The sequence below is a fragment of the Streptomyces sp. NPDC001568 genome (genome assembly GCF_042893755.1).
In the GTDB taxonomy this organism is placed as follows: Bacteria; Actinomycetota; Actinomycetes; order Streptomycetales; family Streptomycetaceae; genus Streptomyces.
The window spans coordinates 35,921-46,947 of the sequence record NZ_JBIAVF010000034.1 but is presented as its reverse complement, the minus strand read 5'-3'; the positions used below and the strand labels follow the sequence as shown (position 1 = coordinate 46,947).

At 73.7% G+C, this 11,027-nt stretch carries 10 protein-coding genes and 2 pseudogenes; 8 read left to right on the top strand and 4 right to left on the bottom strand.

The window, feature by feature from the left end; all coding sequences use genetic code 11:
- The 3 genes and pseudogenes from ACFY0I_RS38825 to ACFY0I_RS38815 form a co-directional block, all read left to right on the top strand.
- A pseudogene (locus ACFY0I_RS38825) lies at positions 1 to 103 on the top strand (ABC transporter ATP-binding protein); the annotation flags it as partial.
- The gene (locus ACFY0I_RS38820; protein WP_388904450.1) at positions 90 to 992 is read left to right on the top strand and encodes an ABC transporter permease; all 903 of its coding nucleotides are present in this window, start codon (positions 90 to 92) and stop codon (positions 990 to 992) included. The pseudogene ACFY0I_RS38825 and the gene ACFY0I_RS38820, both read left to right, overlap by 14 nt.
- A gap of 5 nt (positions 993 to 997) precedes the next feature.
- Positions 998 to 1,768: a sirohydrochlorin chelatase gene (locus ACFY0I_RS38815; protein ID WP_388904449.1), complete on the top strand. Its 771-nt coding sequence runs from the start codon at positions 998 to 1,000 to the stop codon at positions 1,766 to 1,768.
- A gap of 18 nt (positions 1,769 to 1,786) precedes the next feature.
- Here the strand turns inward: ACFY0I_RS38815 and ACFY0I_RS38810 are convergent, their stop codons facing one another.
- The gene (locus tag ACFY0I_RS38810) at positions 1,787 to 2,788 is read right to left on the bottom strand and encodes a ketopantoate reductase family protein (protein ID WP_388904448.1); all 1,002 of its coding nucleotides are present in this window, start codon (positions 2,786 to 2,788) and stop codon (positions 1,787 to 1,789) included.
- Between the two features lie 44 nt (positions 2,789 to 2,832).
- Here ACFY0I_RS38810 and ACFY0I_RS38805 point away from each other — a divergent pair, with 44 nt between their 5' ends.
- Positions 2,833 to 3,681: an aldo/keto reductase gene (locus ACFY0I_RS38805; RefSeq protein WP_388904447.1), complete on the top strand. Its 849-nt coding sequence runs from the start codon at positions 2,833 to 2,835 to the stop codon at positions 3,679 to 3,681.
- 36 nt (positions 3,682 to 3,717) lie between these two features.
- On the opposite strand, the gene ACFY0I_RS38800 is transcribed toward ACFY0I_RS38805, so the two are convergent.
- Complete coding sequence (locus ACFY0I_RS38800; protein ID WP_388904446.1) at positions 3,718 to 4,293, bottom strand: DUF1697 domain-containing protein; 576 nt, start codon at positions 4,291 to 4,293, stop codon at positions 3,718 to 3,720.
- 95 nt (positions 4,294 to 4,388) lie between these two features.
- Positions 4,389 to 5,659: pseudogene (gene mgt, locus ACFY0I_RS38795) on the bottom strand (macrolide-inactivating glycosyltransferase).
- A gap of 145 nt (positions 5,660 to 5,804) precedes the next feature.
- Here mgt and ACFY0I_RS38790 point away from each other — a divergent pair.
- On the top strand, positions 5,805 to 6,476 hold the full coding sequence (locus tag ACFY0I_RS38790) for a hypothetical protein (RefSeq protein ID WP_388904445.1): 672 nt from the start codon (positions 5,805 to 5,807) through the stop codon (positions 6,474 to 6,476).
- Positions 6,469 to 7,740 carry an MAB_1171c family putative transporter gene (locus tag ACFY0I_RS38785; protein ID WP_388904444.1) on the top strand — a complete coding sequence of 424 codons (1,272 nt, stop codon included), beginning with the start codon at positions 6,469 to 6,471 and terminating at the stop codon, positions 7,738 to 7,740. The genes ACFY0I_RS38790 and ACFY0I_RS38785 overlap by 8 nt, the downstream gene beginning before the upstream one ends.
- Before the next feature lie 82 nt (positions 7,741 to 7,822).
- Here the strand turns inward: ACFY0I_RS38785 and ACFY0I_RS38780 are convergent, their stop codons facing one another.
- Positions 7,823 to 8,698: a helix-turn-helix domain-containing protein gene (locus tag ACFY0I_RS38780; protein WP_388904443.1), complete on the bottom strand. Its 876-nt coding sequence runs from the start codon at positions 8,696 to 8,698 to the stop codon at positions 7,823 to 7,825.
- A 246-nt stretch (positions 8,699 to 8,944) separates the two neighbouring features.
- Here ACFY0I_RS38780 and ACFY0I_RS38775 point away from each other — a divergent pair, with 246 nt between their 5' ends.
- Together ACFY0I_RS38775 and ACFY0I_RS38770 are read left to right on the top strand one after the other, a co-directional pair.
- The gene (locus ACFY0I_RS38775) at positions 8,945 to 9,799 is read left to right on the top strand and encodes a phosphotransferase enzyme family protein (protein WP_388904441.1); all 855 of its coding nucleotides are present in this window, start codon (positions 8,945 to 8,947) and stop codon (positions 9,797 to 9,799) included.
- Between the two features lie 140 nt (positions 9,800 to 9,939).
- Positions 9,940 to 11,022: an RNA-binding protein gene (locus ACFY0I_RS38770; protein WP_388904440.1), complete on the top strand. Its 1,083-nt coding sequence runs from the start codon at positions 9,940 to 9,942 to the stop codon at positions 11,020 to 11,022.
- Positions 11,023 to 11,027: the final 5 nt, after the last annotated feature.

The window sequence follows — 11,027 nt, the reverse complement described above, 5'->3', positions numbered from 1 at the left end:
CATCCCGCAGCCGCGCCGCATCGAGGACGCGGACGTCGCCGAACTGTCCCTTGAGATCACCGAACACCTGCGTGGGGAGATCCGCCGCCATGGCCAGCACTGACACCACCTCCGAGGCCTCCGCCCGGCGGAAGGGCGACGACCTGGCCGGCTTGGAAGCGGGCCTCGACGCCCTCGACGCGGTCCAGATCCGCCGTACGCCGGTCCGTGAGGTCCTCCTCCAGAAGGTCCTGCCCCCGCTGTTGGCCGTCGGCCTCGTGCTGGTGGTCTGGCAGATCCTCGTCGCGACGGAGGTCACCGACGAGACGAAGCTCCCGGCCCTGTCCGCCGTCTGGGACAGCCTGTCCGACATGTGGGCGAAGGGCACCCTGCTGGAGGTCGTCTGGACCAGCGTGTCGCGCGGTCTGCTCGGCTTCCTGCTGGCCCTGGCCATCGGCACCCCGCTCGGCCTGCTCGTCGCCCGGGTGAAGTTCGTCCGCGCCGCGATCGGACCGATCCTCCAGGGCCTGCAGTCCCTTCCTTCGGTGGCCTGGGTCCCGCCGGCCGTGCTCTGGTTCGGCCTGAACGACGCCATGATGTACACGGTGATCCTGCTCGGCGCCGTCCCGTCCATCGCCAACGGCCTCGTCTCCGGGATCGACCAGATCCCGCCGCTGTACCTGCGGGCCGGCCGCACCCTGGGCGCCACCGGCCTGCGCGGCGCCCGCCACATCGTGATGCCCGCGGCGCTGCCCGGCTACCTGGCCGGCCTGAAGCAGGGCTGGGCCTTCTCGTGGCGCTCCCTGATGGCCGCCGAAATCATCGCCAGCTCCCCCGACCTCGGCCTCGGCCTCGGCCAACTGCTGGAGAACGGCCGCAACAACATCGACCTGCCGGGCGTGTTCCTCGCGATCATCCTGATCCTCGTGGTCGGCATCGCCATCGACCTGCTCATCTTCAGCCCGATCGAGCGCTACGTACTCCGCAGCCGCGGCCTGCTGGTCAAGAGCTGAGTCCCATGTCCCGCGCACTCCTGGTCATCGCCCACGGCAGCCGCGACCCGCGGCACGCGGCGACCGTGCACGCCCTCGTCGGGCGGGCGCGGGAGCTGCGGCCCGGGCTGCGGGTGGAGACGTCCTTCCTGGACTTCAACGGCCCGACCGTCTCGCAGGCCCTCGCCTCCCTCTACCTGTCCGGCGTACGGGAGGTCGTGGCGCTGCCGCTGCTCCTGACGCGGGCCTTCCACGCGAAGGCCGACATCCCGGCCGTACTGTCCGAGGCCACGACCCGCCTGCCGGGCCTCTCGGTCCGCGTCGCGGACGTCCTCGGGCCGTCCCCGCTCCTCGTCGCGGCCCTGGAACGCCGCCTCGCCGAGGCCGGGCTCGGCCTCACCCCGGCGGACCGCGCCGGCACCGCTGTGGTGCTCGCGTCCGCCGGATCCTCCGACCCGGAGGCGATCGCAGTGATCGCTGAAATCGCGCGGGAGTGGCGGCACACCGGTTGGTGCGCCGTGCGGCCTGCGTTCGCCTCCGCTGTTCTCCCCCGCACCGAGGACGCCGTACGGGCCCTGCGCGCCGAGGGGGTCCGCCGGATCGCGGTGGCCCCGTACGTCATCGCGCCGGGCCGTCTCCCGGACCGCATCGCCGCGGGCGCGGCCGAGTCCGGCGCCGACGTGGTGGCCGACGTCCTGGGCGCCGCCCCGGAACTGGCCCGTCTCCTGCTGCACCGCTTCGACGCGGCCGTCTCCGCCCGCACCGCGCCGGCCTCCCGCGCCGCCCAGACGGCCTGACGCCGCCCGGGGGCGGGGTCAGCCCCGGGTCGCGGCCTCGTCGGCCAGGGCCGTCAGGTCCTCCACGGACATGGCGCCCGGCGGCAGGGACTCGCGGGCGAAGATGTTCGCCGCGTGGCGCAGTACGTCATTGACCGGGGTCGGCACGGCGTGCAGGCGGCCCAGGAGCGAGATCTCCCCGTTGAGGTAGTCGGCCTCCACCGAACCCGTGCGCCGGGCCAGGCTCTGCCAGGACGACCCGCCGCGCACCCCGGCGGGCTGTTCGACCTTGCCGTCCCGGGCCGCCGCCTGCTCGGCCTCGGAGGCGTGGTCGATGCCCGCGGCCTCGAAGGCGGCCTTCGCCTCACGGACGGCGCGCAGCATCAGCGCGCCCTTCGCCGGGTCCGGGTCGGGTCCGGTGATCGCCTGGATGGCGTTGCCCAGGTTGCCGAGCAGCTTCGCGTACTTCCACCGCATGACGTCCTCGACGACGGGCGCGCCGAAGCCGGCCCGCGCCAGGTCGGCGGCGATGTCCCGGATCCGCCGGTCGGCGCCACCGGCCGCCTTCCCGAGGTGCAGGATCCCGGTGAGCGGGGCGCACAGCGCGGAGACGACGCCCGGCTCCAGGAACGTCGCGGGCAGCCACACGCAAACCCCGTACACGCGCGCGAAGCGGCGCAGGGCGAGGCGTTCGCTCTCGACGCCGTTCTGCGCGCACAGCAACGGCAGCCGCTGGGCCGCGGTGCCGCCGCCCTCGACCTCGGCGTCCCCCCAGGCGTCCAGCGCGGCGATGGCGTCCTGGGTCTTGACCGTCAGGAGCAGTACGTCGTCCGGGCGCAGGGCGCCGAGTTCTCCAGGGGCGGTGACGACGGGAGGCCGGTGCTGTCGCGTCCCGTCGGCGGTGGTGAGCCGCAGGCCGTCCGCGCGCAGCGCCTCGGCGTGCGCGCCGCGTGCGACGAGGACGGTGTCGATGCCGGCTCCGGCGAGGCGTCCGCCGATGGTCGCGCCGACCGCTCCGGCGCCGATGATGATGTAACGCATGCCCAGAGCCTGGCACACGGGGCGTCGCGCGGTACCGTCGGCCCATGGTGGACACGGTGTTCGACGTGGGTGGGGACCTGCCGGTACGGCGCCTGGGGCTCGGCACGGGCGGTCTGGTCGGGTCCGGTTATTGGGGTCCCCGGGGCGGGCGGGTCGAGGCGCACGCGGTGCTGCGGGCGGCGGTGGAGGCGGGGGTCACCCTGATCGACACCGCCGACAACTACGGGCCTGCGCTGGCCGAGGAGCTCATCGCGGAGGCGCTGTACCCGTACGGGGAACGGCTCGTGATCGCGACCAAGGGCGGGGTGGTCCGGACCGGCCCGGACCGGTGGCACGTGGCGGGGCGTCCGGAGCAGCTGCGGGAGATGTGCGAGGCGAGCCTGCGGCGGCTGCGGGTGGAGCGGATCGACCTCTACCAACTGCACCGCTTCGACCCGGAAGTCCCGATGGCCGATCAGCTGGGCGCGCTGGAGCAGTTGCGGGCCGAGGGCAAGATCCGGCACGTCGGGCTGGACACGGTCTCCCCCGAACAGCTGCGGGCGGCGCTGGAGTTGTCCCCGATCGCCGCGGTGCAGAACCCGTACAACCTGCTGGACCGCTCGTCGGCCGAGGTGCTGGCGCTGTGCGAGGCGCACGGGATCGCCTTCCTGCCGTACTACCCGCTGGGCAGCGGGGCCCTGACCCGGGAGAGCGCGGCGGCGGTGACGGCGGTGGCCGCCGCGCACGGCGCGGGGCCGGGGCAGATCGCGCTGGCCTGGCTGCTGCACCACTCGCCCGTGCTGTGCCCGACCCCGGGCACCGGCTCGCCCGTCCACCTGGCGGAGAACCTGGCGGCCGGGGCGATCCGGTTCGAGCCGCGGGAGCTGGCGCTGCTCGACGCGTCGGCCCCGTAGGGCGGGCGACGTACGGGGCCGGTCGACGGCCGGCGGTCAGGGCCGGGTGAGTTCGACGAGTTTGACGACCGTGTTCCAGTTGCGGGTGGTCACGTCGAGCCCCTTGACGACGGCGGGCTTGGCGAGGGCCTCGGCCAGTTTGGAGCGGCCCAGGCCGTCGGGGGCGTAGAGGTAGACGACGCGGTCGCCGATCCGGTACTCCTCGGGGAGGTGGGCGGCCGGGTCCACGGAGCGGAAGCGGTCCTCGGCGGGCTGTGCGGAGAAGAAGGTGGCGTGGAGTTGCTTGCCCTCCAGTTCGGCGGCGGGGAAGGGGCAGGCGTCGGCGACGGCCTTCAGGTGGTCCCCGTCCACGACCAGGCACGCCACCCGGAAGCCGAAGTGGGCCTCGATGGCCGCCTCCAGTTCGCGGGCGAGCGCGTCGGGGTCCTGCCGGTCACTGGTGAAGACGGCGTTGCCGCTCTGCAGGTAGGTCCGCACGTCGCCGTGACCGAGCGCCTCGATGAGCGGGCGCAGTTGCGCCATGGGGACCTTCTTGCTGCCGCCCACGTTGATGCCGCGCAGCAGCGCCGCGTACTTGCGGGGGGTCTGCGGGGTGCCCGTCCTGTTCGTCATGGCGGCACCTTAGGCGCCGGGTACGACACTTCGGGTACGGCCGTTCCGGTACGGCCGCCCGGCCACGGCTGCCGGGCTGGGGCCGGGCGGCCCCGCTACCGCAGTTCGGCCTCGATGAGGTCGGCGGCCCGGCGGGTGCCGCCTTCGGTGGCCATCTCGGCGCGGACGGCTTCGGCTCGCGCGGCGACCTCGGGGTCGGCGAGCAGGCCGAGGACGGCGTCCCGGAGGGTCGTGGCGTCGGCCTGCTCCATGGGGAGGTGCCGGGCGACGCCCAGGGAGGCGAGCATGTCCGCGTTGCCGAACTGGTCGACGGCCTGGGGGACGGCGACCATCGGGGTGCCGGTGGCGAGGCCCTCCTGGCTGCCGCCGGCGCCCGCGTGGGTGATGAACGCGTCGGCCCGGCGCAGGATGTCCAACTGGGGGACCCAGCGGTGGACCTCCGCGTTCGCGGGGATCGGGCCGAGTTCGGCCTCGTCGGTGAACCGGCCGATCTGCAGGACGACGTACCAGTCGGGGAGGTCCGCGAAGGCGGCGAGGCAGGCCCGGTAGAACGCGGGCTGCCGGGTGAAGGTGGAGCCGAGGGAGACGAGGAGGAGCTTCCTGCCCTCGGCGGCGGGCGGGCGGGTCCAGGTGCCCTGGGTGGCGCTGCGGTCGCCCTGGCAGGCCCCGACGAAGGTGTGCACGGTGGTGTCGACGCGGTCGGCGTGGGGCTGGAGGACGCGCGGGATGAGGACGACGCTGCGGCGGGGGCGGCCGACGAAGGCGTCCGGGTCGTCCGCGATGCCGTTCTCGTCGAGCCAGGAACGGAAGCGGGCGTAGTAGGCCCTGCCGCGTTCGGTGGCGCGCAGGGAGGCGGTCATCGGCGCGGCGACCTCTTCCTCGTAGCCGTTCCAGGCGACCAGGTTCGGCGAGAGGGAGACGCAGGGGACGCCCCACCGGCGCGCGAGGACGATCGCCGGGTAGGAGGTGATGTCGTGGAGGACGAGGTCGGGCTCGTCCCCCTCGAAGGCGGCGGCGAGCTGCGGCAGGGCCTGGACGGCGTCGTTCAGGAAGGGCTCGATGTTGTCGATGAGTTCGGTACCCCAGGCCTCGGGCTCCTCCTCGGTGGGGAGGGTGGAGTTCCAGATCACCGCGGTGGCGCCGGTTTCCGCGATCCGGTCGGCGTACCGGGCCGGGATGGCGTAGCTGACGCGGTGGCCCCGTGCGACGAGCTCCCGGATCACTTCGATGCTCGGGTTCACGTGGCCGGCGGCGGCGATCGAGAACATGGCGATGTGTACGGGCTTGGCTGAGGTCATGGCACGAGCATAACGAGACGAGACGTCTCGTGCAACCAAGAGACCTGACGGGACCGGATCCGGATCATCCGCGTCCATTCATCCGTCCCCGGGTGCGCCCGGCCGCGCGCACTGGCCTAGGATTTCGAACTTCGGTCCGATGGTGGCGGGGTCAAGTCCGGGTATTCCGGGGAGAATGCGGGGAGGTGCCGCGAGGTGCCGGGAGGAACGTTCATGCGTCGATCGGCCCGTGCCGGCAACGGAGCCGGGACGGACGACCGGGTCGACACCGGCACCGGCACCGGCGACCGGGTCGACGACAGCACCGGCTCCGGCACCGCCGATCGGGTCCGTACCCGCGTCGGCAACCGGGCCGTCCGCAAGGAGGCCCGCCGCGCAGTCCGTTCCATGCCGCTGCCCCGTCCCTTCAGCCTCGCCGCGCTCGTCCGCGCCATCGAGGCGGAACGCGGGCGCCGGATCCAGCTGGTGTCCGCCCCGGACAGGCTGCTCGGACAGAGCGACGTCTGCGGGCTGTGGGTGCACCACGAGCGACTGCTCCTGGACCTGATCTTCATCCCGGAGAGCATCTCCGGGTACCACCGGCAGCGGGTCGTCTTCCACGAGCTCGCCCACCTGTGGTGCGACGACCCGACGACACAACCCGGCCGGGCGGCCGCCCTCCTGCCCGAGCTCTCACCGGAACTGACGGCCCGCCTGACCGAAGCGGGCCCGTTCATGGCCCGCCACCGCTACGACACGCACGTCGAACGCCGCGCCGAGATGATCGCCGACCTGCTCCACGAGGAGGCCTTCGCCTCCGACCGGATCGAGGACGGCACCCTGCGCGGCCTCGACGACACCCTCTCCCGCCCCTTCTCCCGACCGGCCAGGAGTGGACTTGTCTGACGTCTTGACCTACGCGATCGTGCTCCTCCTGCTCGTACAGGCACTCTGGCGGATCCCCTCCGCCCTGCGCGGCCGCACCAGCGAGCGCTCCCTGTGGGGCGCGTTCGCCGTACTCGCCTGTGCCTGGCTGCTGCGCACCGACCTGGGCCGCCACCTGGTCGACGGCCTCGGCGTGCACGACCTGTCGACGCTGCTCAAGCACTGCTTCGTGGTGGCGGGCATGTGCGTGCTGCTGCGCTACGTCGCCGCCGTCTACCGCGGGGCCTCGGACGACGGGCCGTCCTCCCGGCGGGCGCGCGTGACGGTGGCGGTCCAGCGCCACGCCGTCACCGCGGCCGTCGTGGTCATCGCCGTCATGGTGGCGGTCTTCCTGCTCGTCCTGAACCGCGGTCCGGTGCCGGAGGGCTCGCAGTTCATGGCCCGGCACGCCGGCGAACCGGGCCTGGCCCTCTACATGCCGCTCTTCTACGGATACAGCGGCGCCGTCATCGGACTGTGCGGCTACCAGTGGGCGGGCGCCGCCCGCGGGGCCGGCCGCCGGACGCTGCGGACCGGGCTCGCGGTGATGGCCTTCGGCATGGTGGCGGGCGCGCTGTACGCGACGGTCCGGGCCGCGTACGCCGTCGTCGTCGCCTTCCACCCGGTCCCGGGCGCCGCGGCCGACTTCCAGGAGACCGCCACCGACGTCCTGCTGTACACGTCCTTCCTGTGCTGGACCCTGGGGGTCATCGCCCCGGCCAGTCAGGCGGCGGTGAACCGGGCACGGGCGTACCGGGCGCTGGCCGAACTCCACCCGCTGTGGCGGGACCTGGCGCTGACCGCCCCGAACCTGGTGCGCCGCGCGCCGAGCCGGCTGCCGCCCGGGCTCCCGGCGGCCGACCGCCTCAACACCCTGCGCGACCTGTTCGCGCACGACGCGTCCCCCCAGGTGCGGCTGGGCCGGTACGTCACGGAGATCCGCGACGTCATCCACGCCATGCGGCGCCGGGCCCCGGACGACCTGTACCAGGTGTCGCTCGAACTCGCCGAGAGCGAGGGGCATGAGGGTCGGGACGCGGAGGCCGTCGCGCAGGCGTACTGGATCCTGTCCGCGCGCCTGAACATGCGGGACCCGGTCCGCGAACCCGGCGTACCGGCCGAGTTCCCGGCCGCGGGGGAGGACTTCTTCGCGGACGAGGTCCCGTGGCTGCTGCGCGTCGGCGAGGCGTACGCGAAGGCCGACCCCGCGGTCGCGGAGGAGGTCCTGGAGGACTCCCGCGTGTAGGGGCCGTCGCGGACGGCTCGGGGATGGGGGCCCGCGTCCCGACCGGGCCCCGTCACCGCCCCCCACCCGCCGGCGGGGCTCGTCACCTCGGGCGCATGCCGTCGACGACGCCGCCGATGAAGTCCAGCAGTTCGGCGGGAAGGCCGTCGTCCCCGCCACGGGCCGCGATGCCGGCCAGGCCACCCCGCACCAGCCGCATGCCGCTGATGATCCGGTGCACCTCGGCGTCGTCGCTCCGGAAGAAGAGCGGCGGCACGGCCAGCGCAGCGGCGAGCGCGTCGAGGACTTCCTCGGAGGCCGCCTCCACCTCGCCCGTGCGCAGTCCGCGGACCAGGTCCTCGCTCAGCACCGCGGCCCCCGCCTTCGCGTTGCCGTGCGCGGCGATCTGGGCGTCGGTGGGGTGCGGCGCCGTGTAGGTCTCCGCCAGCAGGTGGGCGAGCTTCTCCGACAGGGTGCCGGGCAGCCCGGCCCGCGGCTCCGCCGGTGCGGCGCCCGGCTCCGGCTCGGCCACCCGTACGGGAGCGGCGGCGTCCGGCGGGGCGGGGCTGAAGGAGCGTTCCTCCGCGGCCAGCAGTTCCTCGACGTCCACGCCGTACGCCTGCGCCAGGAGCGGCAGGAACTTCTCCGAGAGCCGCCGCCGGCCCCGCTCCGCGTTGGCCACCGGACCGGCACTGCGCGTCCCCGTGATGGCCGCCGTCTGGTACTGGGAGTACCCGGCGTCACAGCGGAGGTCGGCCAGGTCCGGGGGCAGCGGGCGGGGGAACAGCTCGTCCAGGTCCGCCCCGAGGGCCTGCGCCAGGGCCGGCAGCTTCTCACCGTCCGGCAGCGACTTGCCGTTCTCCCAGCCGACGACGGCCGGGACGGTGACTCCGAGCCGGTCCGCGACCTCCCCCTGGGTCAGGTCGGCGGCGCGGCGTACTTTGCGGAGCAGGTGTCCGTCGACGTGACGAACCGGCATGGGCTCTCCTGGGCTGGCTCGGCAGGTGCGTCAACTCTAACGAGTGCACCCCTTGATCGGTTCTCCAAATTTAGATAACTTCATTTCAGCGAACGGGGGTCGCTCCTCCGGGCCTGGCACCGCGTTGCGGCGCAGGGCCTTGCCGTGGGCCGACGTGTGGGGGGACGCGTCGGTCCACGGGTCCGGGGATTTCACGCGGGATGCGAGACTGGGCGGATTCACGACGGTCCGGACCCGGAGAACGAGATGGACGAGGCGCAGGCCAGGCACGTACTGGAAGCAGTGGGCCTGGGCGCCGGCGCCACCCTGGTGGCGCTCGGCGAGAACGCGGTCTTCACCGCCGGCGACCTGGTGGTGAAGGTGGGTCGCGCCGACCCGGCGCTCGCCGCGCGCGCCGCACACGAACTGACCGTCGCCCACTGGCTGGAGCAGGCCGGGATCCCGGCGGTCACCGCCGCCGAAGCGGAGCCCCGCCTGGTCGCCGGACACCCGGTGACCCTGTGGCACCGGCTCCCGGACGCGGTCCGCCCGGCCGGACCGGAGGACCTGGCCGGGCTGCTGCGCCTGTTCCACACCCTGCCCGCGCCGCCGTTCACCCTGCCCCCTCGGGAGCTGCTGGGCGGCGTCGAACGCTGGCTCCGGCTGGCCGGCGACTCCATCGACCCCGAGGACGCCGCGTACCTGCGGGGCCGGCGCGACGCCTACGCGGGCGAAGTCGCCGCCCTCACGCCGCACCTGACGCCCGGTCCGATCCACGGCGACGCCCTGGCGCGCAACGTCCACGTCGGCCCCGACGGGCCGGTCCTGGTGGACCTGGAGACCGTCTCGACCGACCTGCGGGAGCACGACCTGGTGGTGATGGCCCTGTCCCGCGACCGGTACGGGCTGCCCGCCGACGCCTACGAGGCGTTCGTGTCCGCGTACGGGTGGGACGTACGGGAGTGGGAGGGCTGCCGGGTGCTGCGCGGCGCCCGCGAGACGGCCAGCTGCGCCTGGGTGTCCCAACACGCGCCGGCCAACCCGAAGGCGCTGGACGAGTTCCGCCGCCGGATCACCTCCCTGCGCGAGGGCGACACGGAAACCCGCTGGCACCCCTTCTGAGCAGGCCCGCCCGCCCCTCCTCGTCGACTGCTCATGCTCCGCACGCCCCCGCCCCGAAGGCGGCGATGCGCCGTCCCCTACGCTCCCGCTCACGCGATCGACAGCTGAGCGGCGCGTCATCGACCACCACGGGGAGCCACGTGCCGCGTTTCGTCCACCGGATCACCAAGTACGACCCTGCCGACCGCGACGGGCACGGCCGCTACGTCGGCGCCGAGGACTCGATCAGCGACCACGGGCCGGTGGAGGCCGCGTACCTGCGAACGATCGCCGCCTTCGCCGAGGACACCGGCATCGACCATCTGGTCATCCGCGAGCCCGAGATCGCCGCCTGGGTCCACGTCCGCTTCGGCCTGGAGCCGGCGCCCGACGGACACGGTCTTGCGGGGCTCTTCCCCACCGACCTCAGCGGGTACCACGACGGTGCGCGGGTGTCCGTCCCCGTCGGCCTGGAGCTGGTCAGGGGCATGCTCCGCGCCAAAGGTGGCTGGTGCCGGCTGGAAGTGGAGGGCAGGTTCACCGTGCACGTCGGGTGGGACCAGTACGTCTACGTCAGCAGTGACCGGCCCTGCGAGCGCGCCATCGCCCTCACCCGGACCCTCGGCCTCTTCCCGGAGCGGTGCGAAGCCTCGCCCTACGACGCGGACTTCGACGAGCCCGGCGTGCAGCGGCCGGCCGACGAGGACTTCTGGGCCCGCCTGCGCCGGTCCGTCGCCATGCGGCAAGCAGCGATGTTGGAGGAGGGGTACGTCCACAACGCCTCCCGTTGGCACCGCCTCACCGAGGACACCCTCGACGCGGTCCGCGCCCGGCTCGCCCCTCGCGCCATGTTGACCGTATGGCCGGATCTGTCCACCGACGTCGACGCCGTCCTCGCCTCGCTTCCCGACGAGGGTCCCGTGGAGTTCGTGTGGGAGGACGGGAACGGGGCCGTTTCCAGTACGACGGTCGACGAGTCCGAGTACGGGGAACTGGCCGTCCGGGTGGCGGGCGCCCGCGCCGCCACGGCCCTGTCCATCAGTCTCGACGAACGCCACCCGCTGTTCACCGCGGTCCTGCCCGACAGCGACGGCGTCCTGCGGGCCCGGTGGCGGACCGAGCCGACGCCGAGCGACCGGGACTGGACCTTCCTGAAGACCCGCGTCGGATCGCCCTCTCCCACCTGCGGGCCCTCGCGCCCGGGGAGAGCTGACCCGGTTCCCGGCGAAGGTCGACGTCCATGATCTTC